The 25842-nt window shown below is 54.3% G+C and carries 18 protein-coding genes; 16 read left to right on the top strand and 2 right to left on the bottom strand.

All coding sequences use genetic code 11. The features are described from left to right. Positions 1-11: 11 nt before the first annotated feature. The 9 genes from gyrB to M9H61_RS13170 all read left to right on the top strand — a co-directional run bounded on the left by gyrB (position 12) and on the right by M9H61_RS13170 (position 14176). Entirely contained in the window at positions 12-2471 is a 2460-nt protein-coding gene (gyrB, locus tag M9H61_RS13210; RefSeq protein WP_101246852.1) for a DNA topoisomerase (ATP-hydrolyzing) subunit B, read from the top strand. A gap of 314 nt (positions 2472-2785) precedes the next feature. Beyond that, the gene (locus M9H61_RS13205; RefSeq protein WP_250280929.1) at positions 2786-4123 is read left to right on the top strand and encodes an ABC transporter substrate-binding protein; all 1338 of its coding nucleotides are present in this window, start codon (positions 2786-2788) and stop codon (positions 4121-4123) included. Continuing rightward, positions 4120-6129: an ATP-binding protein gene (locus tag M9H61_RS13200; RefSeq protein ID WP_250280927.1), complete on the top strand. Its 2010-nt coding sequence runs from the start codon at positions 4120-4122 to the stop codon at positions 6127-6129. Before M9H61_RS13205 ends, M9H61_RS13200 begins: the two co-directional genes overlap by 4 nt. Beyond that, positions 6126-7484 carry a sigma-54 dependent transcriptional regulator gene (locus tag M9H61_RS13195; RefSeq protein WP_250280925.1) on the top strand — a complete coding sequence of 453 codons (1359 nt, stop codon included), beginning with the start codon at positions 6126-6128 and terminating at the stop codon, positions 7482-7484. The genes M9H61_RS13200 and M9H61_RS13195 overlap by 4 nt, the downstream gene beginning before the upstream one ends. Before the next feature lie 204 nt (positions 7485-7688). Then, positions 7689-9044, top strand: a complete 1356-nt coding sequence (locus M9H61_RS13190; RefSeq protein ID WP_250280923.1) for an extracellular solute-binding protein — start codon at positions 7689-7691, stop codon at positions 9042-9044. Positions 9045-9196: 152 nt separating this feature from the next. Next, the gene (locus tag M9H61_RS13185; RefSeq protein ID WP_114096204.1) at positions 9197-10927 is read left to right on the top strand and encodes an iron ABC transporter permease; all 1731 of its coding nucleotides are present in this window, start codon (positions 9197-9199) and stop codon (positions 10925-10927) included. Further along, a complete protein-coding gene (locus tag M9H61_RS13180) occupies positions 10924-12048 on the top strand; it encodes an ABC transporter ATP-binding protein (protein WP_250280921.1) in 1125 nt (374 codons plus the stop codon). Before M9H61_RS13185 ends, M9H61_RS13180 begins: the two co-directional genes overlap by 4 nt. Before the next feature lie 78 nt (positions 12049-12126). Next, on the top strand, positions 12127-12798 hold the full coding sequence (locus tag M9H61_RS13175) for a histidine phosphatase family protein (RefSeq protein WP_250280919.1): 672 nt from the start codon (positions 12127-12129) through the stop codon (positions 12796-12798). Between the two features lie 265 nt (positions 12799-13063). After that, entirely contained in the window at positions 13064-14176 is a 1113-nt protein-coding gene (locus M9H61_RS13170) for a Fic family protein (protein ID WP_250280917.1), read from the top strand. A gap of 101 nt (positions 14177-14277) precedes the next feature. Here M9H61_RS13170 and M9H61_RS13165 read toward each other — a convergent pair whose 3' ends face one another. Together M9H61_RS13165 and M9H61_RS13160 are read right to left on the bottom strand one after the other, a co-directional pair. Further along, complete coding sequence (locus tag M9H61_RS13165; RefSeq protein WP_250280916.1) at positions 14278-15501, bottom strand: glycosyltransferase; 1224 nt, start codon at positions 15499-15501, stop codon at positions 14278-14280. Then, positions 15498-15998 carry a MarR family winged helix-turn-helix transcriptional regulator gene (locus M9H61_RS13160; protein WP_114112240.1) on the bottom strand — a complete coding sequence of 167 codons (501 nt, stop codon included), beginning with the start codon at positions 15996-15998 and terminating at the stop codon, positions 15498-15500. The genes M9H61_RS13165 and M9H61_RS13160 overlap by 4 nt, the downstream gene beginning before the upstream one ends. A gap of 327 nt (positions 15999-16325) precedes the next feature. Between M9H61_RS13160 and M9H61_RS13155 the strand changes: the two genes are divergently transcribed. The 7 genes from M9H61_RS13155 (at position 16326) to M9H61_RS13125 (ending at position 25821) form a co-directional block, all read left to right on the top strand. Beyond that, positions 16326-18116, top strand: a complete 1791-nt coding sequence (locus M9H61_RS13155) for a type I secretion system permease/ATPase (RefSeq protein WP_250280914.1) — start codon at positions 16326-16328, stop codon at positions 18114-18116. Continuing rightward, positions 18113-19495 (top strand): HlyD family type I secretion periplasmic adaptor subunit, encoded by a 1383-nt coding sequence (locus M9H61_RS13150; RefSeq protein ID WP_250280913.1) that lies wholly within the window; start codon positions 18113-18115, stop codon positions 19493-19495. The genes M9H61_RS13155 and M9H61_RS13150 overlap by 4 nt, the downstream gene beginning before the upstream one ends. 328 nt (positions 19496-19823) lie before the next feature. After that, a complete protein-coding gene (locus M9H61_RS13145; protein ID WP_101246857.1) occupies positions 19824-20618 on the top strand; it encodes a calcium-binding protein in 795 nt (264 codons plus the stop codon). 70 nt (positions 20619-20688) lie between these two features. After that, complete coding sequence (locus M9H61_RS13140) at positions 20689-22926, top strand: glycosyltransferase family 2 protein (RefSeq protein ID WP_250280911.1); 2238 nt, start codon at positions 20689-20691, stop codon at positions 22924-22926. Then, positions 22923-23768, top strand: coding sequence for a class I SAM-dependent methyltransferase (locus M9H61_RS13135; RefSeq protein ID WP_250280905.1), 846 nt, complete (start codon positions 22923-22925; stop codon positions 23766-23768). The genes M9H61_RS13140 and M9H61_RS13135 overlap by 4 nt, the downstream gene beginning before the upstream one ends. Next, complete coding sequence (locus M9H61_RS13130) at positions 23765-25030, top strand: glycosyltransferase family 4 protein (protein WP_250280903.1); 1266 nt, start codon at positions 23765-23767, stop codon at positions 25028-25030. The genes M9H61_RS13135 and M9H61_RS13130 overlap by 4 nt, the downstream gene beginning before the upstream one ends. Positions 25031-25050: 20 nt before the next feature. Beyond that, positions 25051-25821 carry a hypothetical protein gene (locus M9H61_RS13125; RefSeq protein ID WP_250280900.1) on the top strand — a complete coding sequence of 257 codons (771 nt, stop codon included), beginning with the start codon at positions 25051-25053 and terminating at the stop codon, positions 25819-25821. Positions 25822-25842 lie beyond the last annotated feature (21 nt).

Below are 25842 nucleotides of genomic sequence, written 5' to 3'. Positions count from 1 at the left end.
GTTGTGACGCTATGACCAACGAAACAGAAACTCCGAACACTGCCGAACCGGCACAGCAGGAGTACGGTGCAGAATCGATCAAGGTTCTCAAGGGCCTTGAAGCGGTGCGCAAACGCCCGGGCATGTATATCGGTGACACCGATGACGGAACCGGTTTGCACCATATGATCTACGAAGTCGTCGATAACGCGATTGACGAAGCCCTTGCCGGGCATTGCGATACCGTCTGGGTGCAGCTCAATGGCGATGGTTCCGCGACCATCCGCGATAACGGGCGCGGCATTCCGACCGACATGCACAAGGAAGAAGGCGTATCCGCCGCCGAGGTCATCATGACCCAGCTCCATGCCGGCGGTAAGTTCGACCAGAACTCGTATAAGGTTTCCGGTGGTCTGCACGGCGTGGGTGTGTCGGTTGTGAACGCGCTGTCGACGCTTCTGAAACTGCGCATCTGGCGTAACGGCAAAGAACATTACATGGAATTTTCCGGTGGCGATGCGATCAAGCCGCTGGAAGTTGTCGGTGATGCCCCGCTGACCGAAGACGGAACGCCGCTTTCCGGTACCGAAGTCACCTTCTATCCGGATGGTGAAATCTTCACCCAGCTCGAATTCGATTTCGGAACCCTGGAACACCGCCTGCGCGAACTGGCCTTCCTGAACTCGGGCGTGATCCTGACTCTGCGTGATGAACGCCATGGCGATCCGGTCGAAACCAAACTGCATTACGAAGGCGGCATTCGTGCCTTTGTCGAATATCTCGACCGGAACAAGGCCCGTCAGATCGAAGAAGCCATCAGCATCGAAGGCGAAAAAGACGGCATCACCGTTGAAGTCGCCCTGCAATGGAATGACAGTTATCACGAACAGACGCTGTGCTTTACCAACAACATTCCCCAGCGTGATGGTGGAACGCACATGGCCGGTTTCCGTGCGGCCCTGACCCGTCAGATCAACAATTACGCCCAGGAAAGCGGCATCGCCAAAAAGGAAAAGGTTGCCCTGTCCGGTGATGATGCCCGCGAAGGTCTGTCTTGCGTGATTTCGGTCAAGGTTCCCGATCCGAAATTCTCCTCCCAGACCAAGGACAAGCTGGTTTCATCCGAAGTCCGTCCGGTTGTTGAAAACATCGTCAATGACAAGCTCCAGCAATGGCTGGAAGAACACCCGGCGGATGCCCGCAAGATCGTGACCAAGGTCGTCGAAGCTGCTTCTGCCCGCGAAGCCGCGCGCAAGGCCCGCGAACTGACGCGACGCAAAGGTGCGCTTGATATCTCGTCGCTTCCGGGCAAGCTTGCCGACTGTCAGGAACGCGATGCGTCCAAAGCCGAACTGTTCATCGTGGAGGGTGATTCCGCAGGCGGATCGGCCAAACAGGGCCGTGAACGTGGTTTCCAGGCGATCCTGCCGCTGCGTGGTAAGATCCTGAACGTTGAACGCGCACGTTTCGACAAAATGCTTTCAAGTCAGGAAATCGGCACCCTGATTACCGCCATGGGCACCGGGATTGGCCGCGATGACTTCAACATCGAAAAGGCCCGCTATCACAAAATCATCATCATGACCGATGCTGACGTCGATGGCGCGCATATCCGGACCCTGCTTCTGACCTTCTTCTATCGTCAGATGCCCGAACTGATCGAACGCGGCTATCTCTATATCGCACAGCCGCCGCTCTATCGCGCCAAGCGCGGTAACTCGGTCCAGTATCTCAAGGACGACCGCGAGATGGAACAATACCTGACCGCACAGGGCACCGAAGAAGCGGTTCTGACCCTTGACGGTGGTCAGCAACTTGCCGGGCCGGATCTGGTTCGGGTGGTTGAACTCTCGCGCAAGGCCAAAAGCCTCCTGGCGCCGCTGTCGATCAAACTGCCGATCTCGGTTCTCGAACAGGCAACCCTTGCCGGTGCGCTGAACCCGGCCCTGCTTGATGACGACAACAAACGTCTCGAAGCCGCCCAGATTCTCGCCAAACATCTCGACAGCCTCGAAGAAGATTTCGATCGTGGCTGGCAGGGTGAAGCACCGCTCGATGAAATTGTCATCTGGCGTATGTTGCGCGGTGTCGAACAGCGCCACGTGATTGACGGCAATATCCTGCGTTCGGCCGAAGCCCGCGCCATTGCCGGCATTCTGGGCGAATTGCGCGAACTGTTTGAAAAGGGCGCGGAATTCGTCGCCAAGGACAAGACCTGGAAAATCAACGGCCCGGTCGATCTGGTCAATGCGGTGATGGAATTCGGCCGTCGCGGCATCTCGGTCCAGCGCTATAAGGGTCTGGGTGAAATGAACCCCGATCAGCTGTGGGAAACCACGCTCGACCCGAATGTCCGCTCGCTCCTGCAGGTCAAGGTCGCGCACGCCGACGAGGCCGAAGAAGTCTTCTCGACCCTGATGGGCGACGTGGTCGAACCGCGCCGCGACTTTATCCAGTCCAACGCACTTAAGGTCGCAAACCTCGACGTATAAGTGCGGCGGAAGTGTGAATTGACTCATAAAATTAGAAACTTGACTCATAAATTTAGAATCTGTGACGCGTAAAGTTGGAACCATGGCTGTGAACTTTTGCAGCCATGGTTTTTTATGAGTGTGGATTGAAAGTTTGGTTCAAGGAATCACCCTTGAGTTCCGTTTCGTCAAAAAGGGTCGCCAAGAAGTGGCTTCCTGAATAGTATTTGTTCGTCAGACAGGGTATTACTCCGTCGGAAAATATAAAAACAAATACCAATTCGGGAGGCGCGGACAACAGGCTCAAAAGCCGTTGATCCGTGGAAAATAACGCAATGCGTTTGTGGCCAGCGATTTCGTTTCGCGCTGTGCTCCGACTGATTGCTGGTATCGCGATATTCGCGACATACGGCAAGGCGGGCGCGTGCGAACTGAGCATTCTGACGTCCTATCCGTCGTCATTCTACAAACCGTTTATCGACCTTTTTGTTCAGGAAACGGGTGCAGAGGACGTTTGTGTTCAGAATAAAAACACTATCGGCCTGATTTCCCATGTGCGCGAAAATCGTCGCCCGGTTCCTGATATCGTTTGGGCCAGTTCTCCAGTTGCGTTCGAACTTCTTTATCAACAAGATGCCTTGGCGAAGTTCCCGGACAAGGTATCAAAACCGATTGGCGATGGTGGTATTCAGCCAGATGCGCCTGACGGATCACGATTTGGGTTTGCGTTGTCGACAATCGGCGTGATGTCCGGGGCTGATCAACCATTTGGAAACGGGCCGATCGAAATCGCCGATCTTGCGTCGCCGGATTATTATGGCCTGCTGGGTATGAGTTCGCCATCACGCAGCGGCACCACCCATCTTTTTGTCGAAAGCCTGTTGCAACAATATGGCTGGCAGGATGGCTGGGCCTTGTTGTCGCAAATTGGCGGGAACCTTGCGACCGTCACCGCACGCAGTTTCGGTGTGCGCGACGGTGTTGCACGTAATCGGTTCCCATACGGGATCGGGATCGATTTTCTGGCCCAGTCTGAGCCGCAAACTGGTGATGCCCTGTTGTTTCAATCTTTCTCGCCTGGCTGGTATTTCCCGGCCAGCGTGGCTGTGACTGGATTGGGGGCGCAAAATGCGCGGTCTCTGGAGTTCGTTGATTTCCTGCGTGGCGATGCCGCCCAGCAGTTGCTATTGCAACCGGAAATCCGGCGTATTCCGATTGATCCGAAATTGTGGCCGCAGGCCGGGTTTTTACCGTCTGCAAACAATCCGGCACAGGGGCTTGATCTGAAACTGGCAGCCCGTCGCATGGCGGTGGTCAATGCGCTTTATGATGACATGATCACGCACCGGCTGCTTGAGCTTCGAAAGCTTTGGCAATCATTGCGCCGGTTGGAAGCGACACCGGTGATTACCCAGTCTGACGCGACCAAGCCTTTGCTGATTGCGGTGCGTGATGCGCTTGAATCTGTACCGGTTGCGGCTTTTATGGCGAATGAACACAGCTTTGAACGGGTGTTTTCCGATGTTATACCGTCTGAAAACACGGTTGTTGGCAGGCTGCGGGTGCAAGACAGCTGGTCAAACGATTTCAGTCAGCGTTTCAAATCAGCCCGTGAGTTGATCGCGCGCATGGACTCGTTTCAAAGTCACCTTGATACGGGTGCCGTGAAATGAAGTGGCGCCCAAACAGCCTTAAATCCAAGTTGACCTTGTCGATTTTTGTCATCGCCAGTGTTTCCGTGATGGCAACGGTGATTTCAAATCTGACCCTTGGCGGGGTCAGTCAGACGGTTGCCGATCTGGCATCGGAAAACCTTTCGGTGACGGCGACAAGTGCACGCTTTGCCGAAATCGGTCAGGAAATCAGGGTTGATACACCGCGATTGGGAAGTGCAACGACCCAGTATGGCCGACAAGAAGCCCTGAACAGTCTGGAAGGGCATTTCAGGGACCTGAAACAGCTGAGTGACGAACTTGCGATCTATGCGCCGGAACTTACTGAAAAGCTGACCGGTTTACTTGATGCCTTGATGGGCAATGTCGAAAAGCTTGATGCCAATGTCGCGGGCAAGTTCACCATGCGCGATGATCTTGGCCGACAGGTGGCAAGGATCAATCGTCTGCATAGTGACTTTTTGCTCGAAGTGGATCCGTTGCTGATTGATGCCAATTTCAATGTGACATCGGCAATTGATCGCAGTTTCGCGACACCGGGACAGGAAATTCAGGCTGATCCGGTAATCAACGAAGTCCGGTTCACCGAGGCGCTGGGGCGTTTGCACGCGGCTTGTAACCTGATTGTGGGATTGATGTTGCGTGCAGTTGGCGAAGATGATTTCGGGGCAATTGAACAACTTCGCCTGCGCCTGTTGGAAAGCATTTCGGAGGCCAATGAAAACCTGCCGGCGCTGCAGCAAAACAGCAGCTCAATCACCTTGGTTCAAATCTGGCGTGAAATTGCATCCTATGGCGATAGTCCGCGTGATTTGCTTGAGCTGAAGCTGCGTGAAACAGCCCTTCGTCGCCAAAATGCCCAGCTTCAAAATGAAAGTGCCATCTTGCTTGAGGCATTGGGCGGGCTTGTTGCCGATACTGTGCGCGAAAGTGGCCAGCGTACCGAGGGTGTATCCCTTCAGATCAAACAGGAAGTGCAAAACGGGCAATTGTTCGGGGTGTTGGCCGGTCTTGCCACTGTGGTGTTGTTGGTCCTGTTTTCGGTGTTCTTCATTCGCGGACAGTTGTTGCAGCGATTGATGCGCGTTTTATCTTCGATGCAGATTATCGCCGATGGCAACTTTGCACATCGGGTTCTGGTCGATGGCAGGGACGAGATCGGGCAGCTTGCCGATGCTGTGCGATTGTTCCGCCACAAGTCCCAGGAACTCGAAAGTCATGCCGAGGTCCTTCAGGAAACCAACAGCGAGTTGCGCCACGAGATTGCCCTGCGTCATCAGGCCGAACAGGACTTGCGTGAAACCCAGGCCGAACTTTTGCAGGCGGCCAAGCTTGCCGCATTGGGGCAACTATCCGCAAGCATTGCCCACGAGTTTAATCAGCCATTGGCAGCGCTTAGTTCCTATAACCACAATGCTGAGCTGTATCTTGAGCGCGGTGAAATCGAGAAATGCCGCGAAAAACTTGAAGATATCGACAGGCTGGTGAAACGTCTTTCCAAGACATCGAACCATCTGAAAAGCTTTGCCCGTCGACCGCAAGAAGCCGTAACACGCCATAGCGCGATCGAGGTTCTGGAAAACGCACTGTCGCTGTTCGAAGACCGCGTGACGCGGGGCAGTATCAAACTTGTCCGCGATTATCCCGACGGCCCAGTTCATGTCCTGACCGACCCGGCCAAGCTTGAACAGGTTTTGGTCAATCTGATCAGTAATGCGATTGATGCAGTCGAACATCAGGATGACCCGACCTTGCATCTGGTGATTAGTGAAACTGACCGTCGGGCAATCATTTCAGTCGTTGATAATGGCACCGGATTTGCACCGGAAGTCAGCGATAAACTATTCGAACCCTTCTTTACAACCAAGCCGCCGGGCAAGGGACTGGGGCTTGGACTGTCGATTTCATTCAATATCATTCGTGACCTTGGCGGCCGTTTGCAGGTCTTGCCGGGCACCGGTGAACAGGGTGGAACGACCGCAACTGTGGAGCTGTTTAAAACGTGACCGATAACAGTGTAAAACCACCAGTCCTGTTGATTGATGATGAAGCCGAAATTCGCCGTGCCTGGGAAGAAACCCTGCATCTGAATGATTTCGAACCACACCCGTTCGAAGACGGGGCTGCGGCCGTTGCGACCCTTGATGCTACCTGGCCCGGCGTGGTTTTGACCGATTTGCGGATGCCGGGACTGGACGGGTTTGGTGTCCTTGACGCAGTCAAGCGCGTTGATCCGAAAATCCCTGTCATTATCGTGACCGGGCATGGTGATATTCCGATGGCAACCAAGGCAGTCAAAGCCGGGGCCTATGATTTCATCGAAAAGCCTGCGGACCCGGATACATTGCTTGCCGTGATGGTGCGCGCGGCTGAACTGCGTCGGTTGGTTCTGGAAAACCGGCGACTAAGCAATAGCAGTTCGGACGGCTATAAAATCGAAAATCACATTATGGGCAACCATCCTAAAATCGAACGGTTACGAGCGCAAATCGCTGTCGTTGCCGGGGCGGATGTCAATACGGTGATCTATGGTGAAACCGGGACGGGCAAGGAGCTAGTTGCGCGTGCCTTGCATGAATTGGGACCGCGCAAGGACGGGCCATTTATTGCCATCAACTGTGGTGCACTGAACGAAAACCTGATTGCCAGCGAACTGTTCGGTCATGAAACAGGGGCCTTTACCGGTGCGGATCGTCGCCGTATCGGCAAGCTTGAACAGGCCAGTGGCGGGACGCTTTTCCTTGATGAAATCGAAAGCATGCCGCTTGGCCAGCAAACCCAGCTTTTGCGCGCCTTGCAGGGGCAGGTGATCGAACGGCTTGGCGGGAAATCCCAGATCAATATTGACGTGCGCGTGGTGGCGGCGGCCAAGGAAGATCTTGAACTTGCGTCCGAGGAAATGCGTTTCCGGGCCGATCTTTATTATCGGTTGGCGGTTGCGTCCCTGACCATTCCGTCCTTGCGCGAACGCGGGGAGGATATAGCGCTTCTTTTCGTGCATTACGTGACCAAGGCCTGTCGCAAGCATGGTTTGACCATCCCGGAAATCAGCGAAATCAATCTTGATGATCTGCGTGGAAAGTCATGGCCGGGCAATGTGCGTGAACTGGTTAATGCGGCTGAACGTTATGCATTGCAGCTTGAAAATGCCGGGATGGCATCTGATCCGAGGGATACCGGAATTATGTCATTGCCTGATCAGATTGATGCCTTTGAGAAAAAGGTCATTGTATCTGCCTTGCGCCGTTGTGGCGGGCGCGTTCAGGAAACCGCCGACTATTTGTCGATCCCGCGCAAGAAACTTTATCTGCGGATGCAGCACCACAATATCGACAAACGTGCCTTTGCTGGCACTGAATAACGGGTCGTTAGTGACACGTGGTTTTTGATTTATGTGTCAATTTTGACCCAATTTGGGTTTGGGTAAGTCGGGAAGAAGTTAAATTTCTCTTTGTTTTACAACTGGTTGTGTTGAATTTAGCAGGCTGAGTTTTCTGGCATAGGCGTTGCTCTTGTTTGGTTGCCGACAGTGTCGGTCAATGAACAACCAAATAGGGAGGAACCAGTGTCCAACGTGGTTCACAAGACTCTTCGCCACCTGGGGACAGGTGTTGCGATTGCCACAATGCTTGCGACTGCGACGGCCCATGCCGCCGATGACAAGCTTGTCATTGTAACGTCGTTTCCGTCTGATCTGACCGACGTTTTCAAAAATGCCTTCATGAAGGAAAATCCGTCGATTTCCGTCGAGGTCGTGAATAAAAGCACCTCGTCTGGCGTGAAATACCTGATTGAAACCGCACAGAACAACCAGTCCGACATCTTCTGGGCATCGGCACCCGATGCGTTTGAAGTGCTGAAAGAAAACAGCCTTCTTGCGAAATATGAATCTTCTGTCGGCGGTGTTGCAACTGAATTGAACGGTTATCCGATCAATGATCCGGATGGCTATTATTCCGGTTTTGCTCTGTCGGGTTATGGCTTCATGTGGAACGAACGTTACATGGATGCCTTCAAACTTCCCGAGCCGACCGAGTGGGAAGATCTGACAAAGCCGGTCTATAACGGCCATGTCGGTATTTCCGCACCGTCGCGTTCCGGCACCACGCACCTGACCATTGAAACCATCCTTCAGGGTGAAGGCTGGGAAAAAGGTTGGCAGACCATCCGTGACATGTCGGGCAACGCCAAAACCATTACCGAGCGCAGCTTTGGTGTTCCGGACGGGGTCAACAGCGGTTCATTTGGTATCGGTATCGTTATCGACTTCTTCGGTTTCTCGTCGATGGCATCGGGCTTCCCGGTTGATTTCCGTTATCCGAGCGTCACCGCACTTGTTCCGGCCAATATCGGTGTGATCAACAATGCACCCAACAATGGACCGGCACAGAAATTCATCGACTTTCTGATGTCTGAAACCGGTCAGGGCCTGTTGTTCGATCCGAAAATCATGCGTCTTCCGGTCAATAAAAGCGTTTATGCAAATGCACCGAAGGGCCTGCCGAACCCGTTTGACGGTTCTATCAAATCCGAAGTCAACTTTGATACCGCGGTTTCGCAAGGTCGTTATAACGTTGTGAACTCGTTGTTCGACGTGATGATTACCTATCGTCTGGAAGACCTGCGTGCAGCAGTTGTTGCCATCCAGGAAGCCGAAGTCGCACTGGCTGAAAGCGGTGCTACCAATGCGGAAGCAGCCAAACTGATCGCGGATGCCAAAGCACTTCTTCACACCTTGCCGATTGACGAAGCAAAGGCAAATGATCCTGAATTTGCCGCGATTTTCAAATCCAAACGCAAAAAGCAGACCGACAAGGTAGAAGGCCGTCAGGCCGAGATCGAACAGGAATGGGATAACCAGATCGTTCAGAACTACCAGAAAGCAGCCGAGCTCGCGAATACGGCCCGCTTCATGTTCTAAGTCGTACTGACCTCCCTGGTATCATGTAGATCGACCACGCAGCCGCTGGGGGTATGCGCGGGGACTGCATGATGCTCACCCTCCCTGCCAGAGAATTTCATCACATTGACCTCTCTGGCAGGGGCCTAATTTCCCGACATTGGAGAATACTCATGTCCTCCGCCGCTATTGCGCGACCGGTGCGTTTTTCTTCGCTTGGTCCATACATGGTCGCTGGGATTGTGGTCCTGTTCCTTGGGGCATTCCTTCTGGTGCCGGTCCTGAAGGTTATTCAGGTGGCGTTCCAGGACCCGTCCAGTGGTTCGTTCACGATGGTGAACTTCCAGGACTTCTTTAACAGTTCGCTTTTCCGCCAGTCCTTCTTCAACTCGGTCTATGTGTCGGGTATGTCTGTCGTGTTTGCGTCGGCATTTGCGCTGCCACTGGCCTATTTTACGACCCGTTTTAACTTCTCGGGTTCGGTTATTATCCAGACGCTTGCCTTTGTGCCGCTGATCATGCCGCCCTTTATCGGTGCGGTGGCCATGCAGTTGCTGTTTGGATCGAATGGCAGCGTAAACCTTTTGATGCGCGACTGGTTCGGGTTCGACATTCCCTTCATGGAAGGTTTGAATGGCGTCATCTTCGTTCAGTCCATTCACTATTTCCCGTTCATCCTGATCAATCTCAGTGCCAGCCTTCAGAACATTGACCGTTCGATGGAAGAAGCAGGCCAGATGCTGGGTTCAAGCGGTTTCCGTCTGTTCCGCCGTATTGTCTTCCCGCTGGCCATGCCGGGTTATATTGCCGGTGCGTCGCTTGTTTTCGTCAAGGTCTTTGACGATCTTGGAACGCCGCTTTTGCTGAACGTCAACACCATGCTGGCCCCGCAGGCTTACTTGCGTATTTCGTCGATCGGTATTTCCGATCCGATGGGATATGTGATTTCCTGTATCCTGATCGTCTTCTCGGTCTTTGCGATGTGGGTGGCGTTCCTTGGCATGCGCGGCAAGGATTATTCGACGACCCAAAAAGGTGGGGGCGGCCTGTCCAAGCGTGACCTGCGTTCGCATGAAGCCATTCTTTGCTATGTCGTCATTTTCTCGATCCTGGGGATCGTTCTGGCACCGCATCTGGGCTTGTTGTTGCTGTCCTTCGGATCTGTCTGGTCCTTTAGTGTTCTGCCTGACAGCTTCACCACAAGTCACTATGGCACGGCATTTACGTCTGCCTGGACCTTTATCAAAAACACGCTGATCTATGCCGGTCTTGCCGGGGTTATCGATATCGTCCTTGGTACCGCCATCGCCTATGTGGTGATGCGTACCAATGTGATTGGTCGTAAGTGGCTTGATTATCTTGCTGTGTCGGCCCTTGCAGTTCCGGGCGTTGTGCTTGGTATCGGTTATCTGCGTGTGTTCTATGGCGTGAATATGCCCTTCACCGACCAGCCGATGGCAACCTGGTGGGGGATTATCGTGATCGCCCTTGCTGTGCGTCGTTTGCCCTACGCACTTCGTTCCTGCACCGCTGCCTTGCAGCAGGTTTCCCCGTCGCTTGAAGAAGCATCGGAAAACCTTGGTGCGTCGAAGTTTCGTACGGTCCGACGCATTGTTGTGCCGCTGATGGCAAGTGGCCTTGTGGCCGGCTTTGTTACCAGCTTCTCGACCGCCGCGGTCGAGTTGTCAGCAACCATCATGCTTGTTTCGACTGAAAATGACGCACCGCTTGCCTATGGACTTTACCTATTCATGCAATCCGCGGCCGGACGTGGTCCGGGTGCGGCACTGGGTGTCATGGCTGTGATCATCGTTGGTCTGGCGACCTATCTGTCACACCGCATGGTTGACCGTGCGCGTCAGCAACGCAGCAGCATGGAACAAGCGACAGGGGACGTCGCATGACCGTAACAAGCAATCCTTCCAATAATCGTCGCGCGGAGGCCGACACCATGACCACGATGCAATCCTCACCGGTTCAGATCGACATCGAAAATCTTTCCCTGTCATTCGGCAATACCGAAGTTCTCAAAGGGGTCAATCTGGCCATTCGTCCGGGCGAATTCTTTGCCTTTCTCGGCCCGTCCGGTTCGGGTAAATCGACGCTTCTTCGTGCCATCGCCGGATTTGGTCCGACCCCGAAAGGTCAGATCAAGCTTGATGGGCAGGACATTGTCGGGTCGGTTCCCTGGCAGCGTAATGTCGGCATGGTGTTCCAAAGCTATGCACTTTGGCCGCATATGACGGTTGCCAAAAACGTTGCCTTTGGCCTTGAAGAACGCAAGGTTCCGGCATCAGAAATCGGGCCGAAAGTCCGTGCCGCACTGGAACTGGTTGGCATGGGGGACTATGCCGAACGTTTCCCGTCGCAGCTTTCAGGCGGACAGCAGCAGCGTGTTGCACTTGCACGTACCATCGTTGTGGAACCGCGTGTTCTTCTTCTTGATGAGCCGCTTTCAAACCTTGATGCGAATTTGCGTGTGCAAATGCGGCAGGACCTTCTCAAGTTGCAACGTCGTTTGGGCATTACCACGATCTTCGTCACCCACGACCAGGAAGAAGCCAATACGATCTGTGACCGAATTGCCGTTATGGCAGACGGGGTGGTGCAGCAAATTGGCCGCCCTGACGAGGTTTACGATAATCCAGCCAACAGCTTCGTTGCAAAATTCCTTGGGACTGCAAACATCCTTAAGGGTGAAGTTGTCATGTCTGCCAACGGTAGGAGCTTTGATTGCGGTGCCGGCCTTCGCATTCCGGTCAGCGCAGACGAAGTGCCCGGCAAGGCACGGTTGGTAGTGCGTCCGGAAAGTATCGAATTTGGCAGTGATGATACGAAAGACACCCTGTCGGGTTTGGTTGCATCTGCCGAGTTTCTCGGCGGTATGGTGCGATATGCCATCGATGTAAACGGTCAAGAACTGTTGGTCGATGAACGCCATACGCGTGGCAAGAAACGGATGGAGAAGGGCGAAAACGTTGCGCTTAAGCTCGATCCCGCCCAGGCCGTTCTGATCCGCGATTGATTTCAACCGATTGGGGCATTGAACGCCGTGGCAGTTCAGTGCCCCTGTTTTTGTGACAACCTTAGCGAAGGTTCGAAAATGTCTGAAACGAAACTCCCGACAATTCTGTTGATTCGCCACGGCGAAACCCAGTGGAACATGGAGGGACGCTTGCAAGGCTGGCAGGATGCTCCACTTACTGTGAACGGGTTCCGTCAGATTTGTGCCGTTGCTGAAAACATGCGTGATATCTGGACGAAGTTGTCTGCTGACAATGCAGTGAGTTATCTTTCCAGTCCGCTCGGCCGCGCCCGCCAGACAGCTTCTGTTCTAGCAGACTGTTGGGGAATCCGGTATTCGGATTTCCAGTTTGATGATGCCATTGCAGAACGCAAATATGGCGGATGGGAAGGCATGACCTTGCCAGAAATTTCTCGGCTCTGCCCTCTGGAGTTTGATGCACACCAACGTGATATTTGGGGTTATCAGGTCCCCGACGGAGAGAGCAAAAATCAGTTGAGGACAAGAATCAAGCATTGGCTTGCCAAGCTTTCCGTCGACAACCCACATGTGATCGTGACCCACAGCGGCTGCTTTCGTCTAATTCGTGGGCTGTATGTTGGTGCTTCAAAGATGGAAATGGATGCATACCGCGAACCGCAAACAACGTCTTATTTGCTTAGTGACGGTAAAGAGCTCGAATACACGATGCCGATAGAGTTGACCAAAAGGTTCGACTTGAACTCGCAAGCTCTGACAGTTCAGATTTGAAGCTGGTATCAGTTTGCGGGAATTTCAAAGTAGGCTGATACCCCGCGATTTGAATTGCAAGTTGATGGCTCGGTATTATATATTTTCTATAACAATACCCCCCCCACGCTTAGCCTTCAGTTCTTAGGAGCTCATTGATGCGCCTCTTGGGGGGGTGTTTTGCCAAAATCGCGAGTTGTTGTAGGTTTTTCCTCTTCCGTGAAATTTATTCACGTCATAATGTGAGCCGAATATGGTGATAATCGGCTCACGAGGGAATGTTGTGATGGGCAGATGGAACTGGCAGCTCAGCGACTGGCCCAACTTCACTTGGGATAGCCAGCAAATCCAAGCCTACTTACCTCCTGTTTATCATAAACAGGGATACGTGGCCGGATTGGTCAATTCCCTGAACGGCACCCAAGCCTTAATCACCAAAGCACTTACCGAGAACATTGTTGCTTCTTTTGCAATTGAGGGCGAGCACCTTGACGCAACTGTTATATCCGATGAAATCGAGCGCGGGTTTGGCCAACCTTCTGCGTGCGATGAGGCCAAGAGTGTCGGGTTACTGGAGGGAAACGCCGCCAATTTGATATCAAACGTTTTCGACAAACAGTCTGAAGACCTCACTCCCCATCGACTAGGGGCTTGGCAGCGCTGCATGTTCGAGAGGACATACTCGCCAGCTCAAATCGGGCAGCCGGCAACATGGCGAGCCGAAGATGTCAACGTGGTTTCAGGCGGAAGCGACGACCGGAGAATTCATTTTGAAGCCCCTAGCCCGTCACGCGTCGCAATTGAGATGGAAACATTCCTTAACTGGTTCGCTTCTAGCCGAGATGCCAAAGAAATAGATCCGATTTCGAGAGCTGCTTTGGCGCATCTGTGGTTCGTGACCGTGCATCCGTTCGAAGATGGCAATGGCAGGAGCGCACGCGCGGTTGCTGACCTGGCACTATTCCAGTCAGACAAAAATGCTGTCTTGTACCCAATGGCGCCTTACATTTTAGCCGACCGAGAGAACTATTACCGAGTGTTGGGGCGAACTCAGTCTTCCGGTTTGGACATAACGGAATGGATGATCTGGTTTTTCAAAACTTTGGAAAATGCACTCGACGGGGCGATTACAAGATTAAGCTGGAGTGTTGAAGCGAACAGCCTCGTGACAATGCAGCCAGAAAATCGACTTCTGACGCAACAAGTTAGAATTCTTGTAATGCTCCACGATGATGCGGATCAAAATGTCATAAGCGCATCACAATATGCTGCGATTAATAGCGTTAGTAAGGCGACAGCGACGCGCCACCTTACTGACTTGGTCGATAAGGGCTATCTGTGCGTTTGCGAAGGACGCGGTCGTTCCACGATTAAGTCCACGATTAAAATAGTGACCTGACATCACAAAGCCGGAGACGAAGGATACCCTTCATCTCCGGCTTTTGTGTTCCTGACAGGACCGAAATCGGTAACGGCCAAGATGCATCCCCGAAAGATCAGTCACATTCGCGGCCTCGCACTCGGCCCCATGTCGGCGGAGACCATGCGTTCAAGCAGGCTGGTTTGTTTGTCGAGGCACAGTTCAAGGTCAAAGTGATTGATAATCGTTTTGCGGGCCTGTCCACGCATTCGGCCCAGATCATTTTGTCGGGTCAGGCAGAAGGCCATCTTTTCGGCTAGTGTCTCGCTGTCCCAAAAATCGGTAAAAAATCCGTTTTGTCCATCGCGGATCACCTCCTGACAGGGGCCGGTGTCAGAGGCAATGACAGGGGCCCCGCATGCCATCGCTTCGAGCATCGACCAGGACAGCACAAACGGATATGTCAGATAAATATGGGCCGAGCTGACCTGATACATGCGGATCAGCTGGTCATGCGGGATCTGGCCAAGAAAATGAATGCGCGACCGATCGATCCCGGTTTCGTCTAACATGACATCACGCCATTTCCGGCCATCGGCGCGTGGCTGTCCGTAACTGATCCCGTCCCCGCCGGCGACGACAAAAACAGCATCGGGGTTTTCTTTCGCAAGCTTTGCAGCCGCCCGCATGAACGTGGGAAAGCCGCGATATGGTTCAAGGTCGCGCGCGACATAGGTAATGACCTGATCGCCAGTGCCAAGCACCCTTCCATCGGGAAGCGTTAGCTCGGCGTTCGGGTTCGGGCGGCATCGACGGGTATCGACACCCTCATGGCAGACACCGATCTTGTGGTGATAGGCCACAGGAAAAGCCGATTTCTGCCAGCGTGTCGGGCTGATCGCCGCATCAAGCTGGTCAAGGGTGGCCAACTGTGCGGCATTTCGCAGACGAAGCTGGGTCCGCTTGGCCAGTGTTATGTCTTCATCAGGCGCAAAACCGACGTCACGTCCTGTCGCGTGATAGTAATGTTCGCAATACCCGATCAGGGGTGTTTCGGGCAGGACATCACGGGCAAACATCATACTGCCCCAGCCAATGTGACCGTAAACGATGTCCGGTATGCCTTCCTCACGCACAAGGCTATCAAGCGTTTTGGCAGCCTTCAGGCCCACTTCCTGATGATATTGGGCAAAGGGCATGGCCGGTGGCGGTGGGGTGGTTGGTTGGCGCAGTGTCCGGATGCCGGGCAGTCGCACATTCATGGCTTCATACAGAAACGATACCTGCCATCCGGCATTGGCCAGATGACAGGCAAGATGTACAAACTGTCCAGGTCCATGACGATGAACGAGGACAATTTTCATCTTCTGTTTCGTGCCTCCTGAACAGCGACGGACCCGTTGACGGGAACACCCCCGTACCTGAGAGTCTGTGTCCAGAATTCTTCCAGCCTGCGCAAGGTACGCAACGCTGTTTCCATTTCCTGCTGGTCTTCAAGATTGCTGGTCAGGGCGTCGTGATATTCCTCGTGGAGTTCATGCAATGCCTGACAAAGTTCATGACCCTTTGCCGTCAGTTTCAGACGTGCAGATCGCCTGTCGCGTGCCATGACCTGTCGTTCGACATAGCCAGATTCAGCAAGCTGTTTGAGATTATAAGACGCGTTTGAACCCATATAGTGGCCGCGATCCAAAAGATCGCGCACCGAGAGTTCGTCTTCGCCAATGTTAAAAAGCAGCGCCACTTGCGCCGGGCTGATGTCATCCTTTCCGAGTCGGATAAGATCTACCCGTAACAAATCCGCAAACCGCCGATATATCCGCTCGACGGTATTTGCCAGTTCAAGATGCGTGACGGTCATAACTTTCGATCCGTTATCTGGTCCCAAGCGAGAGTTGATGCCAGGGAAGGTTTTCCCGGGCACAATTTTCGTGTTGGGGAAGATAACAAGACGTTGTTCTTGAACAATTTTCCAGAACGCCTTTTACTTCCCACAGTTTGCTCGTTGTTCAGAAGTAATTACAAAGTATTTTTATTTTTGAATTACTTCCGTTGTTAATGTTTTTACATTGTCCAATCGTCAACATGAGATCGACATATTTGATTTTATTGTAGATCATCATGCCATCGCAACTATGTGATTAGATTGCGGAAAAACTATGACTTTTGCTTAATTGGATGATTTTCGATGCAATTTGGCCGTAAAAAGCTGGCAAAACATGCCGCTTCCAAGGATGCACGACCAGAACTTGATGCAAGGTCCGTCATTCGTGAAGCCCGATTCACCTTTGTTCGCGGATTGGGCTGGGCCGGCGTAATGAGCGGCTTCATCAATATCCTTCAACTCACCGTGCCGCTTTTCATGCTGCAGGTCCATGATCGCGTGATCAACAGCCAAAGCACCGACACGTTGATCCTGTTATTGGTGATCGCGATCGGGGCCATCATCCTTTATGGCATTCTTGATTTCCTGCGCGCGCTTGTGTTTCAGGAAATGGCAAAGTCACTTCTGCGTCGCCTGAACCTGCCTGCGATTTCGGCGGCCATGCGGGTGGCTCTTGAAAAAGGATCCCTGCACGGAACCCAGGTGCTGCGGGACCTGTCCGATTTGCGCAACTTCATCACCGGTACCACCATCGCCGCCCCGCTTGAGGCCATCTGGTCGCCGATCTTCCTGTTCGTGATGTTTGCACTGCATCCCTATTACGGGATTGCCGGTCTGGTGGCGGTCTTGACCCTGATCGGGCTGAGCCTGTTGGGGGACCTGATGGTCCGTCAGGTCACCAAGGAAGGAACCGACGCCAATTTGCGCAATATCGGTGATATCGGATCGACCGTCTCGAATGCCGAGGTGATCGAAGCAATGGGCATGATGCCTGCCTTGGCCCTGCGCTGGCGGCAGGCCCAAATTCATGCGAGCGAGCTGCTTGATGTCGGCAATATGCGCAGCAAGGGGATGTATTCCGTTACGCGTTCAGCGCGCTTTGGAATGCAAATCATCGTGCTGGCCATGGGCGCCTATCTTGTCATTCTGGGCGAAACCACACCGGGTGCGATGATTGGCGGCACGGTGATTATGGGACGGCTGTTGTTGCCGTTCGATAATGTCACGCGTGATTGGCGGGCCTGGGTCGGGGCATTTTCATCCTGGAAACGCATCCGATCGATGCTCGAAGAAAGCCAGTCTGAACGTGAAATCAAACCCACCCCGCGCTCCGAAGGCCCGCTGATTGTTGATAATCTGGTTTATGCCGCACCGGGTTCAAATGTACCGGTTCTGCGCGGAATCAGCTTCGAGCTCGCACCGGGTGACATCCTTGGTGTTGTCGGGCCATCGGCGGCGGGCAAATCGACCCTGTCACGGTTGCTGGTTGGCGCGTCAAAACCTGCAAATGGCGGTGTCTATCTTGACGGGCATAATGCCTTTTTGTGGGAACGTGGATCTTTTGGCGACATGGTCGGCTATTTGCCGCAATCGGTGTCGCTTTTGAATGGCACCATCCGCGACAATATCAGTCGCATGCGTGACGCCAACCCCCGCAAGGTGATCGAGGCCGCCCGTGCGGCGGGTGTTCATGAAATGATCGGGCGGTTGCCGCTGGGCTATGACACGCCGATTGGTGCCGGGCGCCATACGTTATCGGGTGGGCAGCAACAGCGTATTGCATTGGCGCGCGCACTTTATGGCTGGCCGCGGCTTCTGGTTCTTGATGAACCCAATGCCAACCTTGATGCCGAAGGCGAAGCATCTCTGATCCGTGCTGTACGCCAGGCCGCCGATTCCGGTGCCATGGTGGTTCTGATCGCCCATCGTCAAAGCATCATGCAATACGCGACCAAGCTTTTGGTGATGCAGGACGGGCGGGTCAAGCAATTTGGCGAACGAACAGACGTGATCCGCAATCTTTCCAATGAAAATGACGATATCAAAAGCCTGCCTTCGGTCAAACGTAAGCAGGAAAACGGAGGTGCGGCATGAACCGTGTCATTAACCTTGATGAAGGCGGGGCAACGATCCCGGCCGAGGAGCCCCAGGTCGCCTGGCACCAGATTCTGTCCGAAGAACGCGAAGCATCACGCCAAAGCCTGCGCAAGCCGATCATGGCCGGTCTCGCCGTAATCATTCTGGGATTTGGCGGTTTCCTGACCTGGGGTTTTACCGCCGAGCTTGATAGTGCGGCTGTGGCGACCGGCTCGGTGATTGTCGATTCCAAAAAGAAGGTCGTTAATCACTATGAAGGCGGCATCCTGAAAAAGCTTCTGGTCGAAGAGGGCGAGAAAGTCAAAGCAGGTCAGGTATTGGCGCTTCTCGATGGCACGCGCAGCGAGGCCGAACTGGGTCAGTTGCGTGGTGAACGTTATGGCCTGATGGCAAAGCTTGCGCGATTGCGTGCCGAGCAGCGTGGTCTGCAAAACATCACTTTCCCGCAGGAACTGACGGCCAGTGAGGATGATTATGTCGACGACATCCTGCGTGACGAGGAACGCCTGTTTGCCAAACGTAACGAGGTCTATGCAGCCAAACGCGATGCCCAGGCCAAACAGATCGATCAATTCGAAGCCGAAGCCCAGGCGCTCGATTCGCAAATCAAAGCCCGCACCCGTCAGGAAAAGCTCGTCGCCGAGCAGCTGAAAGGGATCCGTGAACTGGCCGAGAAGGGCTTTGCCACCCGAACCCAACTGGTCGAGATTGAAAACAACTGGTCGGATCTGGTTGGCGATATGGGCGAATTCAAGGCCCAAAAAGCCGCCGCACAGCAGCAAAAGGCCGAAGCCGAGATCAATCTGGCTTCAATCGAAATGGAATGGCAAAGCGATATTGCGACCGAAATTCAGGAAGCCCAGCTTGCGCTGAATGATGTCACCCAACGCATGCGCGCCAGCATGGACGTCCTGAACCGGCTTGAGGTAAAAGCACCACAGGCAGGAACGGTCGCCAACATTCAGATCAGAACGCCGGGCGGTGTGATCAGTCCGGCTGAACCGATCATGGATATCATCCCCGAAGATGAACCATTGGTGATCGAAGCACGCATCAACCGACAGGACATCGACTCGGTTCAAGTCGGCTCAAAGGCGCAAATACGACTGACCGCCTATAGTCAGCGCCGATTAGCCCCCCTGAATGGCGAGGTACGCTATGTCGCGCCTGACCAAACCGTCGATGAACAGCGCGATGCGTCCTATTACATCGTGCGCGCGGCCATCAATCCGGCCGAACTTGCCCGGCATGAAGATATCAAACTGCGCCCGGGCATGCCTGCGAACATTCTGGTTTTGAAAACACCGCGCAAGGCAATCGATTATCTGGTCGACCCGATCGTTCAGAGCATGGACAAGGCCTTCCGCGAAGAGTGATTCCTCCCCGCGTGATGCGGAACTGGGGTCAATTCGGCAGAAAACCGGGATTGACCCTTTTCTTTACAAGTATAGATCAAATTTTGAATTAAATAATAAGTAAAATAAAAACAGTATTTGTCGAATATATGTAATCAATATCGAAGTAAGTCACAATGTTGACAAAATAAAATCACAACAATACCCTTCAGTAGATAAGTAAAAAAATGTAGGGTTTTCTGAGTGGCCGTTATCCGCGGGGCTCAGACCGCCCTGAGGGAACGGCCATCCTCTCGCGAGGGAAACATCCCCGCGATGTCATTAATGTTGGGACACGAAGGAGGATTACATGGCAACTCTCGAAGGCGGCGCCTTTGATGATGCGCTTCTCGGATCTCGTTTTAGTGACGTCATCTTTGGACGTGGCGGAGACGACACAATCTTCGGACAAGGTGATGACGACGTACTGTTCGGCGAAGAAGGCGATGATGCCTTGTTCGGCGGATCAGGCGACGATGTAGCCATTGGTGGCGAAGGTGATGATCTTCTGTTTGGTGGGTCGGGCGTCGATGCACTGATCGGAGGTGCCGGGAGCGACCTGCTGTCAGGTGGCTCTGGCGATGACGTTCTGTCAGGTGGATCGGGTGACGATATCATGCTTGGCGGATCAGGTGACGATGTGCTCGACGGCGGTTCTGGCGATGACGTCATGATCGGCGGCGGTGGCGACGACATCATGCTCGGCGGTGCCGGTGATGATGTCATGCTTGGCGGTTCTGGAAACGATGTTCTCCAGGGTGGTGAAGGTGACGACGTTCTCTTGGGCGGTGCCGGGGATGATGTCCTCGAAGGCGGTGCAGGGGACGATGTTCTGTCCGGCGGTTCCGGCGCAGACACCTTTGTCTTCTCCGGGGGTGGCGGCAACGATGTCGTGCTCGACTTCCAGGCTGGCGAGGACATGCTTTCCATTAGCAGCAATATCAACGACACCGGCATTGAAACCGCCGATGACGTTGCTGCACGTGCAACGCAAGTTGGCGCCAATACTGTCATCGACCTTGGGAATGGTGATTCCATTACCCTTAACAATGTCGATGCAGAAGACATCCAGGACGATCCGGACAGCTTCTTTAGCGTTCAGTAATCCAATATGGGCGTCCGCAGCTTCGGCTGCGGGCTACCCGTCCTGATCTTCAAGTAAGTGAAAGAATGTCATGCTTGAATTTGCCTCGTCCGATGCAGTGCGGACGACCGGCGAAGCGCCCGGTGTTTGCCTGCTGAACCCTGATACGTTGTTGTTGAGTTGGGATACACCCACCCGTTTGTGGGAAGTTCCCAAGCTTGAAACGATTGATGGTGCTGCGATTTCGCCGCAGGCTACTTTGCGTCTGCCGCTCGACGGGGGCGGCACCCGATTGCTGCGCGTCATCCGCCGTCCGGTGGATGAACCGGTCACAATTCTGGCCGAGGCCGGAACGTTGGGCCGCAAGGACGAGATCACAATTGACCCCGATGGCGATTTTGAATTTGCCAGTGCATCAACGCTTTTGAACGGTGTGACGCCCGCCGGTCGGCTTTCATTGGTGTCGACACTTTTGGGGATGTGGGCAAGCCTGTTCCGGTTGCGGTTGTCCAAAAGCTACAACAATTTCCTGCGTCAGCTCGTCGCGGCGATTGTCGACCGGCCAAAGCCGGCCAAAGCCGTCGCAAAACTGTCCGATGAAAAGATATTGCTGGCCACCGCGTTGCCTGATGCCTTTAACGATGTCGAGGCGGTATTCATTGTTGCCCCGTCGGGTTTCAGGCGTCTGACACAGCTTCCCCATATCAGCCGGACCGGACCGCGCGGTCAAAAGATTGCCTATATGATTGCGGATCGGGCAAGCACCGAAACAGGGGCTTATCTGGTTGTTACCGGTATGCGCACTCTTGCCGTGCGTCATCTGCCCGATGCATCAGGCCTGCCATCACTGGCCCGCTGGTGGCAAAAACAGGGCAAATCGGACGCCGATCTGCGCGAATATATCATTGGTACGCTCGCACGTGCTGACATGAAGTCCAGCAAGGCCGCGATTGAATTCCAGCTCCGCTGTCCGCTTTCAAGCCAGCGCGTTTCGGGTGGCGGGTCACTTCCAAGTGGCGAGGTTGATCTTGCGGTCACAACGGCACGCGGCACCCTGATTGGCGGCTGGTATCGCGATCCGGTCGATATGATTGCCAGCATAGATCTTCTCGACAGCAACGGTATCGCCCATCCGTTCGGGGATGGATTTTATCGATATCATGGCAACGTACAGGATGATGACCGGACAGTTCCGGCAACCGGCTTTGTCGGGTTCTATCAGGGTATCCAAAGTCCGGTCCCGATCCTTCAACCCAGAAGCCTGATGCGCCTGAAATCGGGTAATCGGCATCTGATGGTTCCGCCCGCCCAGCCGATCGACCCCGCCGAGGCGCGCGCGCGCATTCTGCGCGCTGTGCCCCCACAACACCTGACCGCAGACATTATCGAAAACTGCCTTGCACCTGTGATTGGGGATCTGCAGCAAAAACTGATGGGCTCGGTCAAGGTTGACCGGGTGATCGAAATCGGCACCCCGCACGACGACCCGGATGTGTCGATCATTGTGCCGCTCTATCGTGTTCTGGGCTTCTTGCGTGCGCAGGTCGGGGCGTTTGCCTGTGATGACTGGGTCGCCAGATATTGTGAATTGGTCTTCGTGCTTGATTCCCCGGAACAGGCCGAAGAATGCGAACATTTGCTGCGCGGTCTGCATATTCTGTATGGCATTCCGATGCGCCTGGTGGTGATGACGCGCAATGGCGGGTATGCCCGGGCTTGCAATGCCGGCGCAGAACAGGCGCACGGGCATTTTCTGGCCATGCTCAATTCTGATGTCATCCCCCATACGCCCGGCTGGGCGCAAGGCATGGCCGCCAAATTGGGCGGTGCTGATGAAGTCGCGGTCGTCGGTCCGAAACTCCTGTTTGAAGATGGCTCGATCCAGCATGCCGGGATGTATTTTGCCCGCAATGAAAGCGGCAAATGGCTGAACTACCACTATCACAAAGGCATGCCCGACCAGTTCAAGGATGCCAATATTGAACGCTCGGTCCCCGGTGTCACCGGTGCCTGCATGATGATCCATCGTGATGCCTTTGAAGCGGTCGGTGGTTTCACCGAGGATTATGTGATTGGCGACTACGAAGACAGCGATCTTTGCCTGAAAATTCGCAAGGCCGATTTCGACATCAAATACGTCCCCGATGTCAGCCTCTATCACTTCGAACGCAAATCCATTTCCACCCATGTTGATTACATGCGCGGCGTGGCTGCCGAATATAACGCCTGGCTGCATGCCGCGCGCTGGGGGGATGTGCTCGAAGACATTCACACCAACGGTGTGCCGCAATACCGATCGCAAAAAACCACTGACGGAGAAGCGGCATGAGCCAGGTTCTTGCATTGTCTGAACACCAATCCCCGCTGACATCCGATTTTGGCGAAACCCATCTTGCCTGGTTGTGCCAGCAAATCATTTCCAACCGTTTTCTCCCGGTTCCCCCCGAAGAAGACGTCTTTGTCGGCGATGGCGATTATCGGATTATCGGCGCGGAATTCCTTGATCATTTTATCCGCATGGGCGGGCTTAAAACCACTGACGATGTTCTTGATATCGGTTGCGGTATTGGCCGCATTGCCGTCCCGTTGACACAGTTCCTGAACCCCGAAAAGGCGATCTATCGTGGTCTGGATCCCGTGCGCAACGGCATTGAATGGTGCAAGCGCGCCATCACGCCAGCCTATCCGAATTTCCGGTTTGAATGTGCCGACATCAGGAACGCACTTTACAACCCGGAAGGCGAAATCAGCGGGCGCGGCATACGATTGCCTTTTCAGGACGGAACATTCGATTTCACCGCAATGATCTCGGTGGCAACCCACCTGCCGCCAGACGAAATCGAAGCCTATTGTTCCGAGGTCTTTCGTGTGCTGCGCCCGGGCGGGCGGCTGTTTCTGACCGCCTTTGTCATGTGCGCGGACGATGATCCGTTACATCCGGACCGTGATGCCCGCCTTAAGGCATTCGAAAAGGCCGACGGTCAGCCCTGCTGGCATCTGCGTGGCGAAAATCCGATGGCCGCCGTCGGGTTTGACGATGCCTTTCTTGATGATGCCCTGACGACTGCCGGCTTTGACATCCACACCAAAAGCTTTGGCGCATGGCGCGGCAAGGCAGCGGCCCATTATCAGGATTTCCTGATTGCCCGGAAACCACGGAGGAACGCATGAACCCGCGGATAATGGTGCTTGCCCACAATCACCCCGATCTGCATCCGGGGGGGACAGAAATTTTCGCCCATGACCTGTTTCATGCCTACAAACGTGCAGAATGCGAAGCGCTGTTCATCGGGGCGACCAACGATGTTCATCGCGAACGCCGCCCGGGCACAAGTTTTCAGGCCATCAATGATGCTGGTGATGAAATGCTGTTTTGGGCGGGGCATTTTGATCGCTTCAACATGTCCCAGACCGATCTTTATGCGGTGGCCCCGGATTTCACACGCCTTTTGAAAAGCTGGGCCCCGGATGTGGTGCATATCCATCATCTGGTGCTGTGGGGCATCGAATTGCCAATGCTGATCCGCCGTGTTCTGCCGAACTGTCGGATTGTCATGACCCTGCATGACTATTATCAGATCTGCCCGAATGATGGTCTGATGATCCATCGCGGGACCAGAAACCGCTATACCAAGGCCGACGCCACCGGGCGTTTGTCCGGGCTTGATGGGTTTACGCCCGATCAACATGCGATGCGCGCGGTCAATCTGCGCAACCATCTGCGCGTGGTGGATCATTTTGTCTCGCCCAGCGAATTCCTGCGCGATCGTTATATCGACTGGGGCATCGAGCCAGACAGAATCTCGGTGATCAATAATGGTCGCCCAACTGTCCCGGCCGCGCCCAAACGCGATATCGGTGCCGCCGGAATGCCCAATGTCTTCGGCTATTTCGGCAATCTCAACCCTTGGAAGGGGGCGGATGTTCTGCTTGAAGCCGGGCGGATTCTTTCGGAAAGCCAGGTCGATTTCAATCTGCGCATCCATGGTGCTGCTCTTTATCAGACCGACCAGTTTACCAATCGCATTACCGATCTGTTCGAACAAAGCGGCCCGCAGGTGAGCCATATCGGCGCCTATCAGCGCGAAGATATTCCCGATCTGATGGCGCGGGTCGACTGGGTCGTTGTGCCGTCGATCTGGTGGGAAAATGCGCCACTGGTCATTCAGGAAGCCTTCCAGCATGGCCGTCCGGTGATCACCAGTTCCATCGGCGGCATGGCCGAAATGGTTCGCGATGGCCATGACGGTATCCATGTGCGCCCCGATGACCCGGCCGAGCTGGCCCGCGTCATGAAAGACTGCGCAACCAATCCGAAACTCTGGAAAAAACTGTCGGGCCATGTCCGGGCGCCGGCCGGGATTGACGATGTCGCGCAGGAATATCTGGCGATGATCCGCCGCATGGTTCGCCCTGATTTTGTTGCCGCCTGACGTTCAACAAGGAGGCCGCTATGGCTGTTGCTGAAAAACAGACGATGGAAGAAACCCCGGCGCCGAGCGTCGCACAAGACGCCGAGCAACCTGCGCCGACCCTGGAAGGGCGGGTCGATGCCATTGACCGGAACCGGCTCTATGGCTGGGTCTGGTCGCCGCAAAACCCGGATGCCCGGATCGAGGTGGTCGTGCGCCTTCACGGCCATGCATTGCTGCGCGAGACGGCCGAAAATGAACGCGTCGATTTGCGCCGCAATGGTATCGGCGATGGAAAGCACGCATTCGAGGTGGAATTGCCCGATGCAGCTGTTGCCAGTGTCGACAGCCTTTCTGTTTGTGCCGTCATGCCCGGCACTAAGGACGAAATCACACTGCGTATTCCGACCCAAAGCGAACAGGAAGCCCACACTGCGCTGAATGCACCGCTTGGCAAGATTCTGGACCGGCTGGACCGGCTGCTTGCGGCACAGCACATCCTGCAAAACGGGCAACGCGAAGCCGCCAAACGTCTGGTCAGTGCATCGAAACGCATGGATGAACTTGCCTCGGCCGATGACGGTATCGAAGCAGGCGTGAAACTGGTCCGTACCGGTCAGGAAGAACTGTCAAGCCGGGTGGATGAACTCGAAGTCTTTCTGGTGCGCTTTGACAAATCGCTGGGCGGGTTTGACGAACGCCTTTCCGTCCTGACCGCACGCCACACCAATGATCTCAAAACCCCGTTGCTAATCCTGTCCTGCCTGATCGGTGTAACGGCCGGATTGGCAATCGGCGCCTTCGTCTGGTGATCACCATGGCACCGCACTCAT

Source organism: Thalassospira sp. GO-4, from assembly GCF_023588965.1.
Classification (GTDB): Bacteria; Pseudomonadota; Alphaproteobacteria; order Rhodospirillales; family Thalassospiraceae; genus Thalassospira; species Thalassospira povalilytica.
The sequence above is the reverse complement of the archived record's forward strand: the minus strand, read 5'-3'. Positions and strand labels throughout refer to the sequence as shown.

Coding starts and splice junctions, on each gene's coding strand:
- gyrB (WP_101246852.1), top strand. CDS start 12: ATGACCAACGAAACAGAAACTCCGAACACTGCCGAACCGGCACAGCAG.
- M9H61_RS13205 (WP_250280929.1), top strand. CDS start 2,786: ATGCGTTTGTGGCCAGCGATTTCGTTTCGCGCTGTGCTCCGACTGATT.
- M9H61_RS13200 (WP_250280927.1), top strand. CDS start 4,120: ATGAAGTGGCGCCCAAACAGCCTTAAATCCAAGTTGACCTTGTCGATT.
- M9H61_RS13185 (WP_114096204.1), top strand. CDS start 9,197: ATGTCCTCCGCCGCTATTGCGCGACCGGTGCGTTTTTCTTCGCTTGGT.
- M9H61_RS13180 (WP_250280921.1), top strand. CDS start 10,924: ATGACCGTAACAAGCAATCCTTCCAATAATCGTCGCGCGGAGGCCGAC.
- M9H61_RS13175 (WP_250280919.1), top strand. CDS start 12,127: ATGTCTGAAACGAAACTCCCGACAATTCTGTTGATTCGCCACGGCGAA.
- M9H61_RS13170 (WP_250280917.1), top strand. CDS start 13,064: ATGGGCAGATGGAACTGGCAGCTCAGCGACTGGCCCAACTTCACTTGG.
- M9H61_RS13165 (WP_250280916.1), bottom strand. CDS start 15,501: ATGAAAATTGTCCTCGTTCATCGTCATGGACCTGGACAGTTTGTACAT.
- M9H61_RS13160 (WP_114112240.1), bottom strand. CDS start 15,998: ATGACCGTCACGCATCTTGAACTGGCAAATACCGTCGAGCGGATATAT.
- M9H61_RS13155 (WP_250280914.1), top strand. CDS start 16,326: ATGCAATTTGGCCGTAAAAAGCTGGCAAAACATGCCGCTTCCAAGGAT.
- M9H61_RS13150 (WP_250280913.1), top strand. CDS start 18,113: ATGAACCGTGTCATTAACCTTGATGAAGGCGGGGCAACGATCCCGGCC.
- M9H61_RS13145 (WP_101246857.1), top strand. CDS start 19,824: ATGGCAACTCTCGAAGGCGGCGCCTTTGATGATGCGCTTCTCGGATCT.
- M9H61_RS13140 (WP_250280911.1), top strand. CDS start 20,689: ATGCTTGAATTTGCCTCGTCCGATGCAGTGCGGACGACCGGCGAAGCG.
- M9H61_RS13135 (WP_250280905.1), top strand. CDS start 22,923: ATGAGCCAGGTTCTTGCATTGTCTGAACACCAATCCCCGCTGACATCC.
- M9H61_RS13130 (WP_250280903.1), top strand. CDS start 23,765: ATGAACCCGCGGATAATGGTGCTTGCCCACAATCACCCCGATCTGCAT.
- M9H61_RS13125 (WP_250280900.1), top strand. CDS start 25,051: ATGGCTGTTGCTGAAAAACAGACGATGGAAGAAACCCCGGCGCCGAGC.